The following is a 17,834-nucleotide window of genomic DNA, read 5'->3' as shown; positions in this document are numbered from 1 at the left end:
CCGCAGCGACGTGCGACTAACGCATTGCATTGCAGGTGGTCCCGCAATCTGGAATCGGGACGCCGGCGCGTCTTTACCGCGAGAGAAGACCTCGGGCAGACTGGGGCGAAATGATGGGGGTGTTCATGCGGCAAGCGGACTCCCAGACGTCGATTCCCACGCTTCCATCCGCTCCGTCGCTGGTCGCGAAGGAGCATGATCGCCGGGCGCTGTTCGCGGCGCTCACGTTCGTCGACAAGCCTCCCCGGAGCGCGGCGGCGCTCTCGGGCTGGTTCGAGAAGCACCTCGTCGCGCCCGGGCGGATGCGGCGCCCGACCTATGTGACGGAGGGCTTCTCCATGCAGGTGGCGCTCGGCCCGGCCGCCCCGGAGGACCCGGACGAGCGCGAGCTCCAGGCGCTCGTCGAGGCGGCGCGGTTCCGGGTGCTCTCCTCGCTCCGCGCCCTCATGCCGCCCGCCGCGGACGATCGCTTCCTCGCCGCGGCGATCGACGACGGCCGCGTGCGCCGCGCCGGCGACGGCGCGCTCTGGGAGCCGTGCCCGCGCGAAGAGGACCTGCTCAGCGACATCGTCCTCAGCCTGTTCGCCGCGGATATCCTGAGCTACCGCGAGTTCCACGACGCCTACCTGTGCGTCTGCAAGACCTGCCTCCGCATCGACTTCGATCCGAGCCGCTCCGGCAGGACCGGCTGCCCCGAGCACCAGCCGACCGCCACGGTCAACGTGATGCGCCGCAGCCGCCCGCCGCTCTGACGCCCGGCCCGCGGCCGCACGGGCCGGCGCGGCCGCGGCCGCGCGGACCGGCGTTGCGCGCCGGCGCGGCGCAGCGGGTCAGCGGCAGCGGCTCAGAGGCAGCCGAGCCGGCACCGGGACGCCTGCTCCAGGCACGTCGACAGGCAACTCTGGTAGCGCTGGTACTGGCTGCCCTGCGTGGGCTCCTTGCCGCATTGCGTCGCCCTGCACGCCTGGTGCTTCCGCTCGCACGCCCCCACGCACCCGGCGTTGCCGCCGGCGGGCGCGTTGGCGGCGGCGGCCGCGCGCGGCGCCGCCCCGGGGGCGTCCGGCCGGGCGGCCGGGACCTCCGCCGCCGGCGCGTCGCTCCCCTGCGCCGGGGCCGTCCGTTGCGCCGCGTGGGCGGGCGCCGGCCCGCAGCGCTCGAAGGCGCGGCGCATCACGTCGTCCGCGGCGCCGGGCGGGATCTCGCACGCCCGCGCCACGCTCTCGATCCGGCGCTCGATCGCGGCGGCCGCGCGCGCCGCGACCCCGTCCGGCCGGGCGGCCGTCGGCGCCGCGGGCGCGGCGCTCGCTGGCGCGGCGCGCGCGGCCGCCGCCTCGCCGTCCGGCGCGCTCGACGCCCGGCCGATCAGGAAGGCGACGACCAGGCTGGCCACCACGAGCCCCAGCGCGGCGAGCAGCAGCCGCGGATCGACGCGGCGCGCGGCCCGGGCCGGCGCGCGCTCGGCGGCGCCCGGCGAGACGGCCGGGCGCGCCTGCCCGGCGGCGCCGCGCGGCCGCGCCGCGGCGGGCTCCGGCGTGGGGACGGTCGGCGTCCGTGTGGTCGGCGGGATGGGCGGCGGCGCCAGCGTCGCGACCTCGGTGGGAGGCGAGGGGACCGGCAGCGCCGCGAGGTTCGGCAGCGGCGCCGGGCGCGGGATGTCGGTGTGCGCCGGCGCCTGTGCGATCGACGAGGCGGGCGGCACCGTCGGCATGTCGGGCCACTCCACGAGCGGCCGCACCGCGCGGAGCTGCTCGACGAGCGACCAGAGCTCGCGCCGCTGCTCGAAGCGCCGAACGAGCTCGTGCGCCGCGGCCTGCATCCCCCGGTCCCAGGGGATGTCCGGCACGCCGAGCTCTTCTGCCAAGCGGCGCAGCTCGGCCAGGCTGAAGCAGGCGGCGATGCGCCCGCGGATCTCCGCGGCATTGCGCGCCGTGCTACCGGCGCGCGGCGGCGTCCCCGTGACCTCGTCGTCCACGCCCCGCAGCTTACCGCACGCGCCACCGAAGCCGAACCTGGTATAGGCTCGGGACATCGTGTCCCGCGCTGTGGCACCCGAGGACGCGGAGGCAGGGAGATGAGCCGAGGGGAGTGCCCCGCGCTGCGGCACCCGGGGACGTGGAGGCCATGGAGATGAGCCGAGAGGACAGTGCAACTGGCGCAGCGACGCCCGCCCGCGCACCGCTCGTCGGGCGCGAGGCCGAGCTGTCGGCGCTGGCCCGCGCCCTCGACGCGGTCGAGCGGGAGCGCTCGACGCGGACCGTGACGCTCGTCGGCCCGCCGGGCATCGGCAAGAGCCGGCTCGTGAGCGAGTTCCTCGAGGGGCGGCGCGAGGGCTCCGCCGCGCTGCGCGTCTACGCGGGCGCCGCCGGCGACGTGGCGTCCGCGTACGGCATCTTCGCGCGGCTCCTGCGCGCCCGCTTCGGCCTCTCGGACGCCATGGACAAGGACGCGGCCCGCGCCGAGGTCCGCGCGCAGGTCGCGCACGTGATGGGCGACCGCAAGGTCGGCGACGTCATCTACTTCCTCGGCCAGTTCATCGGGCTCGCGTTCGGCGACAGCCCGCTCACCCGCGCGGTGCAGGACGACCCGGCGCAGGGCGACCTCATCCGCCGCGCCGTGCTGAAGGCGTTCCTCGAGGCGGACGCGGCCCAGGGCCCCATGCTCCTCGTCTTCGAGGACCTCCACGCGGCCCACGACGACTCGCTCGCGCTCCTGCGCTACCTCGTCGAGTACCTCGCGGCCCCGATCCTGATCGTCTGCGCGGCCCGCCCGGAGCTGCTCACCCGGCAGGACGACTGGGGCAAGGTCGGCGAGCGGCGCCACGCGCTGGTCGAGCTCACGCCGCTCGGCGAGGCCGAGGCGGCGGAGCTGGCGAGGGCGCTGCTCGCGCCCTGCACGCCGCGCGGCGGCGAGGACGTCGTCGTCGTCGACGCCGCGGGGGCGGAGTCGCAGGCCCGGCCGGGCGCCCCGCCCGAGCTCGTCGAGGCGGCCTGCGCCTTCGCGAACGGCAACCCGGCGCTCATCGAGCAGATGGTCCGCATCTGCCACGACCAGGGCGTGATCGAGGAGCTCGCGCCCGACTCGGGCGGGCCGCGCTGGCGCGTGCACCTCGGGAAGCTGTCGACGGCGGCCCTCCCGGCGACGGTCGAGGACGCGGTGAACGTCCGCCTCGCCGCGCTCGATCACGACTGCCGGCAGCTGCTCGAGCAGGCCGCGACCATCGGCCCGGTGTTCTGGAGCGGCGCGCTGTTCGTGCTCGGCCGGGCCGGCTGTCAGGCGCCCGAGCTGTGGGGCGAGGAGCAGAGCGACAGGGATCTCGACCGGATCAACGCCGCGCTCCGCGCGCTGTGCGACCGCGGCTACCTGCGCAAGCAGGGCGAGTCGAGCTTCGCGGGCTCGGACGAGTACGTGTTCGTGCACGACAAGGAGCGCGAGGCGCTCCAGAAGCGGATGAGCGCCGCGGCCCAGCGGCGGTACCACCACGCGATCGCCGAGTGGCTGGAGCAGCAGGTGGCGGTGCGCGCCAGCGAGGAGCTCCTCGCCGAGCTCGCGACGCACCGCGAGCGCATCGGCGACGCGGTGCGGGCGGGGCTGTCGCTGCTCGACGCCGGGGACGTGGCGCGCGGGCGCTACTCGAACGCGAAGGCCGCGGAGTACTACGCGCGCGGGCTGTCGCTGCTCGGCGACGCGCACGTCGCGCGGCGCATCGACGCGCTGCACGACTACGGCGACGTCCTGCAGCTCGCCGGGCGGATCGACGACGCGCTCGCCGCCTTCCGCGAGATGCTGACGCTCGCCTACCGGCTCGACAACCGGCGCAAGGGCGGCGCCGCGCACAACCGCATCGGGCGGCTCTACCGCGACAGCGGCTCGCTCGACGAGGCCGGCAAGCACCTCACCACCGCGCTCCGCCTGTTCGAGGGCGCGCGGGACGAGCGGGGGATCGCGTCGACCATCGACGACATCGGCAAGCTGCACTGGCTCCGGGGCGAGTACCAGGAGGCGCTCAAGTGGCTGCGCGACGCGCTCGCCCGCCGCGAGCGGATGGGCGACCGCCGCTCGATCGCGCTGTCGCTGAACAACCTCGGGCTCGCCCTGCAGGACTCGGGGGAGTTCAAGCAGGCGCTGAGCACGTTCGAGCGCGCGCTCGCGATACGGCGCGAGATCTCGGACCTGCTCGGGGTCGTGGTGAGCCTGAACAACCTCGGGATGATCGCCCAGGATCAGCGCGACCACCGCCGCGCCCTCAAGCTCTTCGAGGAGGCGCTGGAGGTGGCGCGGCAGGTCGGCGATCGCAACCGGACGGCGCTCATCCTGACGAACATCGGGGGGACGCTCTACCGGAGCGGCGATCCCGACGAGGCGGTGCGGGTGCTGCAGCAGGCCGAGGAGCTCTGCGACGAGCTGGGCGACCGGCTCGGCCTGGCGGAGGCGCGGCGCGCGCTCGGGAAGGCGTACATGCTCCGGGGCGACCTGGAGAAGGCGCGCGACTCGATCAGCCGTGCGGTGGACCTGTTCGCCTCGGTGCGGAGCAAGGTGCACCTCGGCATCGCGCTCCGGACGCTCGGCGAGATCACGGCGGCGGGCGGCTGGGGCAGCGCGAACACGAAGAGCGCGCGCGCGTATTTCGCGCGGTCGGTGAGCATCTTCGAGGAGACGGGGAACGAGCTGGAGCTCGCGCGCACGTTCCAGGCCTACGCGCGGTTCTTGACGACGGACCGGAGCTTCGTGGCGAACATGGCGGCGCGGCGCGAGGCGGTGACGATGAACGATCGGGCGGAGGCGATCTTCGGGCGGCTGAAGATCACGTCGATGCGCTTCGAGGACGAGCCCACGCTGCCGACCGGGCCGCCGGGGCTCGCGAAGCAGCCGGTGTCCTCGCCGAGCCCGGGGCGGGCGGGGACGGCGGAGGAGCCGTCGTTCCCGAGCCCGGGGCGGGCGTCCACGTCGAGCTAGCTCGAGCGATCCCGCGGCGCGGTGATACACCTGCCGGGTGAAGGCCCAACACGAGAAGCGCGCCTCCGATTCGGTCACGACCATGACCGAGTACGTCCTGCCGACGCACGCGAACGCGCTCGGCACGATCTTCGGCGGGCAGGTGCTCGCCTGGATCGACCTGTGCGCCGCCATCTGCGCGCAGAGGCACACCGGCAGCACCGTCATCACCGCCGGCATCGACGACCTCTCGTTCGACCGCGGGAGCAAGGTCGGTCAGGTCGTGCGCCTGGCCGCGCGGGTGACCGCGACCTTCCGCACGTCGCTCGAGATCCTCGTGTCCGTCGAGGGGGAGGACGCGGCCACGGGCGACGTCTGGCCCATGGTCACGGCCTTCGTGACGTTCGTGGCCGTCGACGCGTCGCTGCGGCCGACCGCCGTACCGCCGCTCCGGCTGGAGACGGACGAGGACCGCCGCCTCGCCGAGGCCGCGGCGGAGCGGCGCGCGCGGCGGCTCTCGCGGCGCGGCCGCGGCGCGTGAGCGCCGGCGCTATTTCTTGATGAACCGGTCGGGATTCCCGAGGAACTCGAAATGCATCGTGTCCTCGAGGTCGTCGTGGCCCAGCCAGTCGAAGCCGTAGCGCTCGAACGCCTTGATCCAGCAGCGGGAGAGGGACGTGCGCTCGTAGGCGGTGCGCTTCTTCTCCTGGCACAGGGGGCTCGTGGGCCACGGATCGACGCAGCCGCAGCACGGGTTCCGGTCAGGATCGATGTCGATGGCGATGCCGAACAGGTGGTTCGAGATCTCCGCGCCCCGGTAGCTGTTCGCCGTGCGGAACCCGCCGACCGCGCGCGGCGTGTAGCGGCGGGACTTGCTGGAGCACGTCGCGCGGATCCGCTTCTCCACGCAGTGGAGCGCGGGCGCGATCTTCTCGTGGATGGAGACCGGCAGACCCATGAACTGCACGGTCTTCGCCTGGGAGTGGGCGCTCTCGGAGTTGTAACGCCGCGTCTCCTCGGTCTCGACGTGGCCGTAATGCTCGGCGAGGTAGCGGACCGCCTTGGCGTGCTTCTTCGGGTTGAGCATGCCCTTCTGGACGAAGGTGCGCCGCTTCAGGAACTTCTGCGGGCTCTGCACGCGGCACTCGTACTGCGTCGTCTTCTTGCGCTTGCCCCGCGCGGCCTCCTTCGCCTCGGCGACGGGCCCGCCGCCGAGCCCCGAGGGGCCGGCCGCAAGCAGGGCGAGCGCTGCTGCCACGAGCAGGTGCACCCGTGTCCGGCCGTTCGCGTTCACGCGCGGAGGTTAAGCAGGCCAGGTCAGGGACGGCAAGGACTTGCCGCAGGTGCCCGTCAGGAGATCGCCGTCAGGTGACAGGGCGCACCCCCTCGGCCGACTGCGCGCTGCGTCGCGGCGACGGCGCCGCCGCGGCGCAGCGGTCGATCTCATGGGGCGGACCACGGCGAGCAGATCTCCACGAGCACGCCGTTCAGGTCGCGCACGTAGGAGACGCGCTGGCCCCAGGGCATGTCGTGGGGCTCCGCGACGGGCGCGGCGCCGGCCTGGACCGCGCGCGCGAACGCCGCGTCGACGTCCTTGCTGGTCACGATGATCTCGAACCCAGCGGGACGCGCGCCGGGCCGGTTCTTCACGAACTCGGGCAGGTGCTGCTGGACGAACTCCTCCCGCACGAACCCGAGCGGCACGTCGCCCTGCATCTCGCAGTAGTCGTTGCCGTCGGCGACGAACTTGCGCTCGAAGCCGAACGCGCGCTCGTAGAACGCCGCGGCTTCCACCGCGTCGGGCACATAGACGATCACGCCACCCAATCCTGTCTTCATCAGAGCCTCCTCGCGGGTCTTCCGCCCACGCGCTCCGGCAACCTACGGCGGCCCTCCTGACAGCGTGCTGTCAGGAGACGCGGCGCCTTGCGCAGCGCGCCTCGCCGGGCTGCGCAAGGCGCCGCGGGAGGCCGCTCCGGCTCATCGCAGCCCGCGAGCCGCGCTCCGATGACGCAGCGCCGGACAGCGAGGTGCAGATTCTGCGCAGCGATCACGTTCAGGTCGAGCGGGCGAAGCCGCCGCAGCGCGACGAGCTCTTCATGGCCGAGGAGCTCCCGCTGCGCGCGGCGGAGCTCCGCGAGATCGGCCTGCCGGTGCGCTGATGGCCCCTTTGACGCGGCGTTCCTTCGGCCAGGACGCTCGCGGATGTGTCTCTGCACACGCGCGCCCGCCGCGGGCGTGGAGGTGGGTACCGTCCTGGCCATCGGCCCCGGTTGCAGCGCTGAAGCGGCGTTTCATCCATGCAAGGGAAATCCGCCGTGAATCCCCTTGTTCGTGCGGCGACTCGTTCCTGGATCGAGCGGCATGGCCATTGCAGCGTCGGGAGCGTTCCCTCCGCTGCGGTGGTTGCCGCAAGCGGCCCTGTTGAGATTTTTTTCGCCGCGAGCTCCCATATGAAAGAGGTCCGCAGCGACCACCGCCGGCAAGCCAACGAGACGCCGATTCCCAGGAGCGGTGTCATGCGCACCGTGCCTCGAAGCGTCATGCCGGCGAGCGCGCCGGCCGCCGAGGGGCCGCTCGTGGGGCCGAACGGTGCGTCCTTCGAGGTGCGTCCGTCCGATCCGCTCCTCGGCAACATCGACATCGACGCCGTGGTGGCGGCCGTCCCCGAGTTCTACGCGATGAAGGGGATGTTCTTCAACGCGCTGGCGGCGACGCTCGGGGAACGGTTCGCGCAGGTGGTGACGACGCTGTCGAGCCCGCCGCGGGGCGGGCTTTACCTGCCGTTCTCGGACTATCCGATGCGCGACTTCCTGCGCGTCTACGACGCCGCCGCGCGGCTCTCGCACCCGAACCGGAGCTCGCGCGAGGCCTACCGCCGCCTGGCGCGGCAGCAGGTCGCGGCGTTCCGGGAGAGCGCGCTCGGTCGGATCACGATGCACCTGGCGACCGACCCGGGCGCCGCGCTGATGCGCTACACGGGCAGCCTCGGCGCGCTCGTGAAGGGGCCGTCGGCCAGGGCGCGGCAGCTGGGGCCGTCGGAGGTGCAGATCGACATCGGCAGCTTCCGCGGGATGCTGGAATACCCGCTCGGGAATTTCGAGGCGCTCGTCATGGGATACGGGGCCAAGCCGACCATCGCCGTGGAGGTGCGAGGGCCGGACGCGCTGCAGTTCGTGGTCACCTGGTAACCCACCCGCGCGGGTGGGCCGCGCCGGCGGGAGGGTCAGCGCGGCGGGGGCGGGTGGGCGCTCGGCCATCCGCCAAGACGGGCGGCGTGGGAGCTTGCGCTGAGAACACCGCCCGGCATGTCTCCCTTCGGGCCATGCCAGCTGGGACGTTATGTTGCGCGCCACACAAGGCGCGCCTGGAGCGCCGAGCCCTCGGGGACCTTATGGCACCTCGGTCGGTGCTCGCCGCGCCCACCCGCCCCCGCCGCGCTGACCCTCCCGCCGGCGCTACGGTGGTGTAAGGGGGGCGGTTCATCCGATCGCGGAGCGATCGGGGGCGAGGCGGCTCGCACCGACGCCGTCGACACCGCACGACAGGACGAGCCGAGCCCGACACCGTCGAATCGGCGGTGGTCCGGGATTCCGCGCTTTCGGACGGAGTCAACCTGCTTGTCGCGAACGCGCCGTGTGGCGGAGGGCGTACGCGATGCCGCTCTGCAAGGTGCCGAGCGTGGTGATGCCGGACAGGTCCACGCCGAGCGTGACCAGCGTCTGCGCCACGTCCGGGCCGACGCCGGTGAGCACCACGCGGGTGCCGAGCAGCTGGGCTGCGCGCGCGGTCCGCGTCAAGGCGTCCGCGACGTGCGTGTCGATCGCGCGTACACCCGTGACGTCCAGGATCGCGGTGTGGGCGCCGTGATTGCTGATGCCGGCGAGCAGCGTCTCCATGATCTGCGCCGCGCGCGCGGTGTCGATCGTCCCCACCAGCGTCATCGCCACCACCCGGTCGGCGATCGGGATGAGCGGCGTGGACAGCTCCCGCAGGGCGGCCTGCTGGGCGGCGATGATCTTCTCCTGCAGCGCGGCCCGTTCGGCCTCAGCGTGCCTCAGCGACGTGGTGTTGGTGACGACGCCGCCGAGGCCGATCGGCTCGCCACGCCCGTCGAAGATGGGGAATTTGACCGTGGAGAAATGGATGCTCGTGTCGCCGAGCAGCAGGACCTCCTCGCACTGTATCGCCTTCCCCCCGGCAAGCACGTCGCGCTCCCTCGCCACGACCTCGTCCGTGGCCTCGGGGGCCAGGGGGCTCAAATCATGTTCCTTCTTGCCGATGACGTCGACGACATGCCTCCGATAGACCTCCGCGTGAGCGCGGTTGGTGAAGACATATCGCCCCTCGATGTCCTTGATGAAGATGGAGTCGCGCGAGTGGTCCACCAGCTGAAGCAGCAGCTGAAGCCGCCCGAGCAGCGCGTGCTCCCTCCACGGCGCGGCGCCGGCGTCCTCCACGATCGCCGCGATCTCGCGGGCGGCGCCGTCGTCGTCGCGCAGCACCGCGTAGGTCCACCGGCAGAGGCGCGCCTGCCCGCCTTTCGTCCTGCCCTCGCTCGTGACCGAGGCGAACCGGTTCTCCGCCCAGTCGCGCGTGAGCGCGCGCACCGCGTCCGGGGACACGGGATCTGCGGCCACGAGGTCGGAGAGCGCGCGACCGACGGCCTCGCCCCCGCTCCAGCCGAAGACGCGCTCGGCGCCATCGTTCCACCGCGTCACCGTGCCATCGGGGCGCCAGCGGATCTGCGCTGGCTCCGGCGCGAGCAGCCACGAGAGCGCGGCGAGCGCGGCGTGAGCGTCCGCGGTCGCCGCGCCGCGCGGCGCTGCTCCCTCGGCCGCAGGGCCGCTCGAACGCTCCGCGAGCGCCCTCTCCAGCTCCTGTACGCGCGCGTGCAGCGCCGTGATCTCCGCCCTGAGCCGCCCGGTCTCCCCCAGCTCGTCATCTGCCATTGCCAGTTGCTCGACTGTATGCGGAGCGTGCGCGAGTCCGCAAGGTCATCGCGGAGCACACGCGGATCGGGGCAAACCGAGCGTCCCCTGGCCCACAATGCCGACCGGCATCGACCCGAGCTTCTGCCGTACGAGGTCGTGTCGCCACGCGCGCGAGGACGACCCGCAGTACGGTGGATGTCAGCGGATCGAGAGGGCGCTCACATCGGCTCGGGCTCGTTGGGCTCGGCCTTCTTCCTGGCGCTGGCGGCGCGGGACCGCTGCTCGGCGCGCCGGGCTTCTTCCGCCGCGTCCTCGTACGGCGAGAGCAGCCGGTCGCGGAGGAGCGCGTGAGTCTCGTCCCGGTCGTCGTCGTACTCGGCGTGGACCTGGACCATGAGCGTGCCGTACGCCTCGTGCCACGCCTCCACCGCCTTGAGCGCCGGGTCGGCGCTCTTCGCCTGGGTGACGCCGAGCTTCTGACCGTACAGCTCGGTCCAGCGACGCAGCCGGCCCACCTCGGCCGAGAGCCCGAGTCGCTCCACCGCCGCCTTCACGTCCTTGCGCTCGAGCGCCTTGATCATCGCGCTCATGCGCACCCATTGCTGGGAATGGACGAGCCGGACGAAATCGATGCCCGCCGAGAGCACCTCGGAGCGCACCAGCAGGGCGTCGCCGCGGCGCGCCGCCTCGTCCTCGGTCAGCGGCAGGATGCCGTCATGATCGAACGCGCGCTCGATGGCGTCGAGCTGGCCGTTGAACGCGCCGATGCAGCGATCCGCGCCGCGGTCGATCGCGACCATCGAGGCGTCGGTGCCGCCGAGCGCCGCGATGACCTCGGTCGCCGCGATGACGGACTGGGCCGCCGCATCGACCTTGGCAGATAGCTTGATCTTCTTCGATTTCAACGCCTCCCGGTGAGCGGTGAGCTTGGTTCCTGCAATGATGCACCCGCTCGGCGTGAGCCGGCGGGCGAGAAATGCGGATTTGGTCATCCAGCCGGGGTATCGCCGTCTCCGTGTCTCGACAAGCGCACAGCACGTCTGCGGCGCGGGGGGCGCGCCGGCGGCCAAGGCGCGTCCCCCCACCGCGGGCTGCACGCCGGCGGCGGTCCCCCCACCGTGGGCTGCACGCCGGCGGCGGTCCCTCCACCGCGGGCTGCACGCCGGCGGCGGTCCCCCCACCGTGGGCTGCACGCCGGCGGCGGTCCCTCCACCGCGGGCTGCACGCCGGCGGCGGTCCCCCCACCGTGGGCTGCACGCCGGCGGCGGTCCCTCCACCGCGGGCTTGCACGCCGAGGTGGTGCCCCACGGCAGCTCACGCTGCGGGCGATGGATTATCGAGCGGTCAAGGGCTGCGGCTTCTTGACGTAGCGGACGGTGATTGGCGGCGTCCAGCCAGGGATCGGCGATCCATACCGGTCTTTCATCGGCACGTAACGTTTCGTCATTGCGCACTCGGCTGCGGCCGATCCGAAGCCGTGGCCAGAGTCCTGCAGGACCATGGCCTGTCGGGGAAAGCCGTCGAGCTCGACGTAAACCCTCACGACAGCGGTGCCCTCGTCGATGGCGTTCTTTTCTGCCTCCTCGGGAAAACCACACGCCCACGTTCCACGGCGCGCCGGAAGCTCGCGCGCTGCGTCCTGCTGCGCGGCACCCGGCATCGCGGCCGTCGTGGCCTCGCATGCGGTCGCGGTCCATAGGGGCAGGAGCAGAAGCGTCGCGATCACGCGGCTGGGGCGTTCCATCAGGAGACGATATCACCGAACGACTGCGGTGGTGTCGCCGCGCTGTCTCGCGCGACAATCGCGTGGGCACCGTGTCCCAGGGCGAGATGGGTTGTGGCGAAGATCGACGCACGCGAGGCGCGCTTCTGCCCACGCGCAGACGGGACAGCGATAGGGCTGCCGATCCATCTCCCCTCATCGCTGCACCCACCCTGGTCCGAGAGCCACACCCGAGTCGCAGCTCCCCCGGAACACGGGTGCAACGTTCCCATGGCGCTGCAGCTCCCCCGCGCGCCGCCGCCATCCTCCCGGCCGACCTTGCGCCCGCCCCCTCCCTTTGCGAGGGTCTCTGCCGGGCCGCCGAGCCCGTCGCGAGGACCACGCCCGATGACCACCAGCGAGATCGCGCTCTTCGTCTACGACAACCTCATGAAGGGCGAGGACCAGCACGAGTGGCTCGCGGCAGCCCGCCCGCTCGGGGCGGCGACCACGACCCCCCAGTACGCGCTCGTCGACCTGGGCACGAGCGGCGCCCTCGTCGAGGGCGGGCTCGTCGCCGTGACCGGCGAGCTCTACGCCATCGCGCCCGCCGCGCTCGCCGCGCTCGACGTGCACCGGGGCCACCCGATCCTGCACCGGCGCGCCGCCGTACGCCTCGCCGACGGCCGGGAAGCCCAGGCCTACCTCCTCTCGATGGAACAGGCCGCAGGGTGCCGCCGCGTCCGCGAGGGCGACTGGCGGAAGCGCCGCGGCGCGCCCGGCGCCGCGCGAACCCGGGACAACAGCCCGCTCGTGAGCTGGGCAAAACGCCGCTTCGATCCCTCCCGCTGACCGGCCGCCGGCGGCGCGCGCCGCACACCTCCGCTCGCCCGTCCGCGCAGCCCGACCGCTCCATCCGCCCGCTCGTTCGCTCGCGCCGGCCTCATCGCCCGCGCCGCCCCATCGCTTCGACGTGCCATCCGCTCGAGCGGCACCGCCCCCCCCTCCACAGGTGCTAGGCAACAGACGGAGGGACGCATGACGACCATCTCGGCGCATGACCGGGCCCCGGGCATCTACGGAGAGCCTGCTGCGGCCGCCGCCCAGCTCGCGGACGCCATCGTCGAGGCGTCCGCCGCGCTCTCCGGGAAGCGCGACCCGCAGCAGATCCACGACACCATCGTCGAGCAGGCTGCCCGGCTGCTCGGCGCCGACCTCTCGCTCCTCCACGACGCGCGCGCGCCCACACACGGCGCGCGCGCGATCCGCTTGCTCGCCTCCTCCGGCGTGCCGAGCGCGCTCGACGCGGCGCTCGGCGATCTCACGAGCACCCCGTCCCTCGCCCTGCGCGCCGCGGAGAGCCGCCGCATCGAGCACGCGGCGGCGGACGACGCCGCCCTCGAGCGCTTCGCCGACGTGCGCGCGATCGAGACCTGCCTGAAGGTCGGCTGGGTGCTGGCCGCCCCGCTGCTCGCCGCCGAGCGGCCGCTCGGCGTCCTCACCTGCGCGTTCGGCGGCCGCAGCGCGCCCGCGGCGGAGCTCCTCCCGCGCGTCCAGGCCCTCGTCGCGCTGTTCGCCCTCGCGCTCGCCTCCGCCGAGCGCGAGGGCGAGCCGCGCGACGAGCGAGAGCCCGGCCGCGCGCCCGTCGCCGCAGCCGCGAGCGCAGGGGCGGCGGAGGCGGAGCCGCGCGCCGAGGCGCTCCTCCGCGACGCCCAGGCCGCGCTCCACGAGGCGAACGCCCGCCTCGCGGCGGAGCAGCAGTGGCTGCGCAGCATCATCGCGGACTTCCCCGTCGCGATCGCCGTCTTCGACGAGCGCGGCGGCCGCTCGCTCCTCGCGAGCCGCCGATGCGAGCAGCTCTGCGACGGCCCGCACCCCCTCGCGACGCCCAGGTCCGCCGGGCGCGCGCTCCTCTGCGCGCCCGGCGGTCGGCCCCTCCTGCACCACGAGATGCCCCTCGTCCGCGCCGCGCGCGGCCAGGGAATGACCTGCGAGGAGCTGTGGTTCCGGAGGAGCGACGGGAGCCACATCCCCGTCGTGGTGAGCGCCGGCCCCGTCCGCGACGACCAGGGCACCATCCTCGGCGCCATCGCCAGCTACGAGGACGTCACCCACTTCATCGAGCGCGAGCGGCTCCGCGAGGAGTGGCTCTCCATCGTGGCGCACGACCTCAGGCAGCCGCTCACCGCGATCACCGCGTGCGCGGGCATGCTGTCGCGGCGATCCGAGGCCGCCGACATCCGGGGCTGGAGCCGGAAGATCCTGGCCAGCGTCCAGCGCATCGAGCGGATGGCCGAGGACCTGCTCGACGCCTCCAAGCTCGAGGCGCGCCGCTTCTCCCTCGACCGGCAGCCGATGGACCTCTGCGCCCAGCTCCGCGCCGCCGTCGATCTCGCCCACATGGAGCGGCCGGAGCGCGCCGTCGTGCTCGCCGCCGACGAGGACGTGCCGCTCGTCCACGCGGACGCGGCCCGCGTCGACCAGGTGGTCGGAAACCTCCTCCTCAACGCCGCCAAGTACGGCGACCCGAGCGCGCCGACCCGGGTGACGCTCTCGCGCCGCGACGCCGAGGTGGAGGTCGCGATCGAGAACCGCGGGCCGGGCATCCACCCGGACGAGCTGCCGAAGCTCTTCCAGCGCTTCCAGCGGCTCACGTCAGGCCCGTCCAGGAGGAACCTGCCCGGCACGGGCCTCGGGCTCTACATCTGCAAGGGCATCATCGAGGCGCACGGCGGCCGCATCTGGGCGCGGAGCGAGCCGGACGAGACCACGTCGTTCCACTTCACGCTCCCGCTCTCCGAGGCGCCCCAGCGCGGCTGATCCCGCGCCCGCGGCGCGCCGGCGGCGACCTCCGCCGCGCCTGCCGACGCGAGGTCCCGAGCGCCGCTCAGCCGTTCTTGATGCGCGCCACGATGGCGTCGGTGAGCGCCTTCGTGTCCGCCTTGCCGCCGAGATCGCGGGTGCGCACCCCGTCGACGTTCAGCGCGCCGTCGATCCCGGCGCGCAGGCGCTCGGCGAGATCCCGGCGGCCGACGTGGTCGAGCATCATCGCGGCGGCGAGCATGAGCGCGATCGGGTTCGCCACGCCCTTGCCGGCGATGTCCGGCGCCGAGCCGTGCACCGCCTCGAAGATGGCGGCGTTCTGGCCGATGTTGGCCCCGGGCGCCATGCCGAGGCCGCCGACGAGGCCCGCGATCTCGTCCGAGAGGATGTCGCCGAAGAGGTTCGTCGTGACGATGACGTCGAACTGCCACGGGTTCAGGACGAGCTGCATCGCGCACGCGTCCACGATGCGCTCGTCGGTCGCCACGCGGCCCTCGTAGGCCTTGCTCACGTCGCGCGACGTCTCGAGGAAGATGCCGGTGAGCGCCTTCATGATGTTGGCCTTGTGGACGATCGTGACCTTCTTGCGGCCGTTCTTCTCGGCGTAGTCGTAGGCGAACTCGGCGATGCGGCGCGAGCCGACGCGGGTGTTCACGCCGGAGCCGATCGCCACCGCGTGCTCGTCGCTGCCGATCGGGATGTAGTGCTCGAAGCCCACGTAGAGGCCCTCGAGGTTCTCCCGCACGAGCACGATGTCGATGTTCTCGTAACGGCCGCCCGGGATCAGCGTGCGCGCGGGCCGCACGTTCGCGAAGAGCTTGAACTCCTGCCGCAGGCGCACGTTCGAGGAGCGGTATCCGCCGCCGATCGGCGTCTCGAGCGGCCCCTTCAGCGCGAGCTGCGTGCGGTGGATGCTGTCGAGCGTGGCCCGGGGCAGGGGATCGCCGGACTCCTTGACGCCGGCCATGCCGGCCACGCACGTCTCCCATTCGAAAGGCGCGCCGAGCGCGTCGAGGGCGCGCAGCGTCGCCTCCACGATCTCGGGGCCGATACCATCGCCGGGGATGAGGGTCGCAGGATGCTTCTGTGAGGTCACGGGCTCTGTCTCTCGGGCTCGGGGTGGGTTCGCGTCGTCCAGGAAAGTTGCACGCATAGTCGAGGTCAGCGCCGCGATCTACCTCCCGGGACGGTAGATCGCGGCCTCGACGGAGCGCGCGCCGCGCGTCCCGTCGTCATCGTCGTCACCGCCGTCACCTCCGTCACCGTGACGCTCCACATGTTTCAATTGTTTCATGCGCTCCGCGCTGGTCCGCGTGGGTCCGTGTCGCTCCGCGTGCGTCCGTTTTGTTTCATGTTGGTTTACGCACGATTGCTCGCCGGGGCGCATGTCCCTTGAGGATCCCCGCCCGCGCCGCCATCATGTCGCGCGCCCATGATCTGCCCGCGCTGCCACCGCGGCTACGCCGACCGTTCGTACGCGTTCTGCCCTGACGACGGCGCGCGCCTGGTCCAGTCCCTGTCGGCCGCGCAGCCCGCGCAGCCGACGCGGCAGTTCGGCGCCGTCCTCGAGGATCGGTACGTGATCCAGGGCTTCATCGGCGCCGGCGGGATGTCGCGCGTGTACCTCGCGGTGGACAGCCACACGAAGGAGCAGGTCGCGGTCAAGATCCTGAACCGCAACTTCGCCGCGGACCGGACCCAGCGCGAGCGGTTCCTCCGCGAGCTCGAGGTGGCGGCCGAGCTCGGGCACCCCAACATCATCCGGGTCCTCGACGCGGGCGAGCGCAAGGACGGGTCTCCGTTCATCGTGCTCGAGCTCCTCACCGGCGAGTCGCTCGGCGCCCTGCTCCGCCGCGAGGTGGCCGTGAGCGAGGCCGTCGCGCTGCCGCTGATACGTCAGGCGGCGTCGGCGCTCGCCGCCGCGCACGCGGCCGGGATCGTCCACCGCGACGTGAAGCCGGACAACATGTTCCTCGTCCGCTCCTCGAGCGGCCCGCGCGTGCTCAAGATGATGGATTTCGGCTTCGCCAAGGTGAGATCGGGCCCGGTGACCGCGGCCGGCCTCGTGCTCGGCACCGTCCCCTACATGGCCCCGGAGCAGGCCCTCGCCGATCCGGTCGACGGCCGCACCGACGTCTACGCCCTCGGGGTCACGATGTTCCGCATGCTCGCCGGCCAGCTGCCCTTCTCCTCGCCGGACGACGTGGTGGTCGTCGCCCAGCACGCCTGCGCCCCGGCGCCCCGGCTGAGCGCGATCCGCCCCGGCATCGACCGGCGCCTCGAGGCGCTGGTCGCCACCGCGCTCCGCAAGCTGCCCGGCAACCGCTTCGACTCGATGCAATCGCTCCTGGAGGACGTCGAGCGCATCCTCGGCGCCCGCCCCGGCGCTCCGATCGGCGCGCCGCTCCGGAAATCCCCCGACGTGTACGAGCCGGTGAACCCGGCGGCGCGCGAGGCGCTCAAGTTCCTGCGGCGCCAGCTGCCCTGAAGGGCACGCGGTGTCCCCGAGGGCGCGCGGCGCGGCGGTCGACGCGCGCCGCGGTCGACGCGCGCGGCGAGGTCAGCGCGCGCCGAGGTCCTCGATGCGGTAGCCGTCCGGGTACGTGCGGCTCTTCATCTTGGTGAGCAGGTGCGGCGAGCGCCGGCGCGGCATCGCGCGCAGGAGCGGGCCACGCGCGCGGAGCGCCGCCTCCGCGACGCGGCGCAGCGCCGGCGGCGGCCGCGGCAGCCCGAGCGCGTCGAGCAGGGGGTCGTCGAGGATCGCGTGGATGACCTGCGCCCCGAGCGGCCACAGGGCCTTCGGCAGCATCCAGCCGAGCATGAGGTCGCGCGCCGCGACGGCGAGCCGGCGGTTGTCTTCCGAGAATCGCAGGTGCTCCGCCTCGTACTCGACGTTGAAGCGCTCGTACGCCTCGTAGCTCGGCGGGATGTCGCGGATGTTCATGAGCACCCCGACCTGCTTCCAGTAGTGGTATGCCGCGAGCTTCTCTTTCTCGAGCAGCGGACGCCAGGCGAAGCGCTCGTTCCAGCGGATGGGCTCGAAGATGAACGTCGACAGCGTGTACACGTACTCGTCGTTCGGGATGGTGTAGCGCCTGTGCTGCTGGTTCATGCGCCGCAGCGCCGCCCGGCCGCGCTCGCTGTCGTACCCGTTCTCCAGCATCTCCGAGAGGATGAGGACCGTGTCGTCGTAGCGCTTCTGGGTCCGCTGCAGGAGCTCCCCTGTCTGCACCAGGAGCGGCGTGCTCTTCGCGATGCCGAAGACGCGGAGCAGCGCGAGCTCGAGGGCGCGGTGCGTGTCCCACGGAAAATCATAGCAGGTCGAGAGAAACGCGATCTCCTGATGATCCTGGACCGGATCGAGGTTCGCCTCGATATGGTCGCGGATCGCATAACGCGATCGCGATTTGGGAGGAGCCCAGCGCATAGAGAGATCTCCTGAG

At 72.8% G+C, this 17,834-nt stretch carries 16 protein-coding genes; 8 read left to right on the top strand and 8 right to left on the bottom strand.

Features of this window, described 5'->3' with window-relative positions; translation table 11 throughout:
* The first annotated feature begins 125 nt into the window (after positions 1-125).
* Positions 126-752, top strand: coding sequence for a hypothetical protein (locus tag WMF33_RS34240; RefSeq protein WP_437332562.1), 627 nt, complete (start codon positions 126-128; stop codon positions 750-752).
* 92 nt (positions 753-844) lie between these two features.
* Here WMF33_RS34240 and WMF33_RS34235 read toward each other — a convergent pair whose 3' ends face one another.
* Complete coding sequence (locus WMF33_RS34235; protein ID WP_437332561.1) at positions 845-2,029, bottom strand: hypothetical protein; 1,185 nt, start codon at positions 2,027-2,029, stop codon at positions 845-847.
* 98 nt (positions 2,030-2,127) lie between these two features.
* Between WMF33_RS34235 and WMF33_RS34230 the strand changes: the two genes are divergently transcribed.
* Together WMF33_RS34230 and WMF33_RS34225 are read left to right on the top strand one after the other, a co-directional pair.
* Positions 2,128-4,953, top strand: a complete 2,826-nt coding sequence (locus WMF33_RS34230) for an ATP-binding protein (RefSeq protein WP_437332560.1) — start codon at positions 2,128-2,130, stop codon at positions 4,951-4,953.
* A gap of 37 nt (positions 4,954-4,990) precedes the next feature.
* The gene (locus tag WMF33_RS34225; RefSeq protein ID WP_437332559.1) at positions 4,991-5,473 is read left to right on the top strand and encodes an acyl-CoA thioesterase; all 483 of its coding nucleotides are present in this window, start codon (positions 4,991-4,993) and stop codon (positions 5,471-5,473) included.
* Between the two features lie 9 nt (positions 5,474-5,482).
* On the opposite strand, the gene WMF33_RS34220 is transcribed toward WMF33_RS34225, so the two are convergent.
* Positions 5,483-6,226, bottom strand: coding sequence for a M15 family metallopeptidase (locus WMF33_RS34220; RefSeq protein ID WP_437332558.1), 744 nt, complete (start codon positions 6,224-6,226; stop codon positions 5,483-5,485).
* Between the two features lie 149 nt (positions 6,227-6,375).
* Entirely contained in the window at positions 6,376-6,771 is a 396-nt protein-coding gene (locus tag WMF33_RS34215; RefSeq protein ID WP_437332557.1) for a VOC family protein, read from the bottom strand.
* 191 nt (positions 6,772-6,962) lie between these two features.
* Between WMF33_RS34215 and WMF33_RS34210 the strand changes: the two genes are divergently transcribed.
* Together WMF33_RS34210 and WMF33_RS34205 are read left to right on the top strand one after the other, a co-directional pair.
* Positions 6,963-7,094: a hypothetical protein gene (locus tag WMF33_RS34210; RefSeq protein ID WP_437332556.1), complete on the top strand. Its 132-nt coding sequence runs from the start codon at positions 6,963-6,965 to the stop codon at positions 7,092-7,094.
* Positions 7,095-7,451: 357 nt separating this feature from the next.
* Positions 7,452-8,123 carry a DUF2378 family protein gene (locus WMF33_RS34205; protein ID WP_437332555.1) on the top strand — a complete coding sequence of 224 codons (672 nt, stop codon included), beginning with the start codon at positions 7,452-7,454 and terminating at the stop codon, positions 8,121-8,123.
* Positions 8,124-8,543: 420 nt separating this feature from the next.
* Here WMF33_RS34205 and WMF33_RS34200 read toward each other — a convergent pair whose 3' ends face one another.
* From WMF33_RS34200 to WMF33_RS34190, 3 genes are all read right to left on the bottom strand, one after another.
* A complete protein-coding gene (locus WMF33_RS34200) occupies positions 8,544-9,884 on the bottom strand; it encodes a PAS domain-containing protein (RefSeq protein ID WP_437332554.1) in 1,341 nt (446 codons plus the stop codon).
* Positions 9,885-10,084: 200 nt separating this feature from the next.
* Positions 10,085-10,858, bottom strand: coding sequence for a phosphoenolpyruvate--protein phosphotransferase (locus tag WMF33_RS34195; protein ID WP_437332553.1), 774 nt, complete (start codon positions 10,856-10,858; stop codon positions 10,085-10,087).
* Between the two features lie 341 nt (positions 10,859-11,199).
* The gene (locus WMF33_RS34190; protein WP_437332552.1) at positions 11,200-11,610 is read right to left on the bottom strand and encodes an energy transducer TonB; all 411 of its coding nucleotides are present in this window, start codon (positions 11,608-11,610) and stop codon (positions 11,200-11,202) included.
* Positions 11,611-11,976: 366 nt separating this feature from the next.
* Between WMF33_RS34190 and WMF33_RS34185 the strand changes: the two genes are divergently transcribed.
* Together WMF33_RS34185 and WMF33_RS34180 are read left to right on the top strand one after the other, a co-directional pair.
* Positions 11,977-12,420, top strand: a complete 444-nt coding sequence (locus tag WMF33_RS34185) for a gamma-glutamylcyclotransferase family protein (RefSeq protein WP_020738752.1) — start codon at positions 11,977-11,979, stop codon at positions 12,418-12,420.
* A gap of 186 nt (positions 12,421-12,606) precedes the next feature.
* The gene (locus tag WMF33_RS34180) at positions 12,607-14,388 is read left to right on the top strand and encodes an ATP-binding protein (protein ID WP_437332551.1); all 1,782 of its coding nucleotides are present in this window, start codon (positions 12,607-12,609) and stop codon (positions 14,386-14,388) included.
* A 67-nt stretch (positions 14,389-14,455) separates the two neighbouring features.
* On the opposite strand, the gene WMF33_RS34175 is transcribed toward WMF33_RS34180, so the two are convergent.
* Complete coding sequence (locus WMF33_RS34175) at positions 14,456-15,487, bottom strand: isocitrate/isopropylmalate dehydrogenase family protein (RefSeq protein WP_061627431.1); 1,032 nt, start codon at positions 15,485-15,487, stop codon at positions 14,456-14,458.
* A 336-nt stretch (positions 15,488-15,823) separates the two neighbouring features.
* On the opposite strand from WMF33_RS34175, the gene WMF33_RS34170 reads away from it, so the two are divergent.
* Positions 15,824-16,879 (top strand): serine/threonine-protein kinase, encoded by a 1,056-nt coding sequence (locus tag WMF33_RS34170; RefSeq protein WP_061627432.1) that lies wholly within the window; start codon positions 15,824-15,826, stop codon positions 16,877-16,879.
* Between the two features lie 72 nt (positions 16,880-16,951).
* On the opposite strand, the gene WMF33_RS34165 is transcribed toward WMF33_RS34170, so the two are convergent.
* The gene (locus WMF33_RS34165; RefSeq protein WP_437332550.1) at positions 16,952-17,818 is read right to left on the bottom strand and encodes an oxygenase MpaB family protein; all 867 of its coding nucleotides are present in this window, start codon (positions 17,816-17,818) and stop codon (positions 16,952-16,954) included.
* Between the last annotated feature and the right edge of the window lie 16 nt (positions 17,819-17,834).

The organism is Sorangium sp. So ce394 (assembly GCF_051474665.1).
Lineage (GTDB): Bacteria > Myxococcota_A > Polyangia > Polyangiales > Polyangiaceae > Sorangium > Sorangium cellulosum_D.
The sequence above is the reverse complement of the archived record's forward strand: the minus strand, read 5'-3'. Positions and strand labels throughout refer to the sequence as shown.

Bases quoted from the DNA above. Each gene is read 5' to 3' on its own strand.
- WMF33_RS34195 (WP_437332553.1), bottom strand. From the start codon at position 10,858: ATGACCAAATCCGCATTTCTCGCCCGCCGGCTCACGCCGAGCGGGTGC.
- WMF33_RS34205 (WP_437332555.1), top strand. From the start codon at position 7,452: ATGCGCACCGTGCCTCGAAGCGTCATGCCGGCGAGCGCGCCGGCCGCC.
- WMF33_RS34230 (WP_437332560.1), top strand. From the start codon at position 2,128: ATGAGCCGAGAGGACAGTGCAACTGGCGCAGCGACGCCCGCCCGCGCA.
- WMF33_RS34190 (WP_437332552.1), bottom strand. From the start codon at position 11,610: ATGGAACGCCCCAGCCGCGTGATCGCGACGCTTCTGCTCCTGCCCCTA.
- WMF33_RS34235 (WP_437332561.1), bottom strand. From the start codon at position 2,029: ATGTCCCGAGCCTATACCAGGTTCGGCTTCGGTGGCGCGTGCGGTAAG.
- WMF33_RS34215 (WP_437332557.1), bottom strand. From the start codon at position 6,771: ATGAAGACAGGATTGGGTGGCGTGATCGTCTATGTGCCCGACGCGGTG.
- WMF33_RS34165 (WP_437332550.1), bottom strand. From the start codon at position 17,818: ATGCGCTGGGCTCCTCCCAAATCGCGATCGCGTTATGCGATCCGCGAC.
- WMF33_RS34170 (WP_061627432.1), top strand. From the start codon at position 15,824: ATGATCTGCCCGCGCTGCCACCGCGGCTACGCCGACCGTTCGTACGCG.
- WMF33_RS34180 (WP_437332551.1), top strand. From the start codon at position 12,607: ATGACGACCATCTCGGCGCATGACCGGGCCCCGGGCATCTACGGAGAG.
- WMF33_RS34200 (WP_437332554.1), bottom strand. From the start codon at position 9,884: ATGGCAGATGACGAGCTGGGGGAGACCGGGCGGCTCAGGGCGGAGATC.
- WMF33_RS34185 (WP_020738752.1), top strand. From the start codon at position 11,977: ATGACCACCAGCGAGATCGCGCTCTTCGTCTACGACAACCTCATGAAG.
- WMF33_RS34240 (WP_437332562.1), top strand. From the start codon at position 126: ATGCGGCAAGCGGACTCCCAGACGTCGATTCCCACGCTTCCATCCGCT.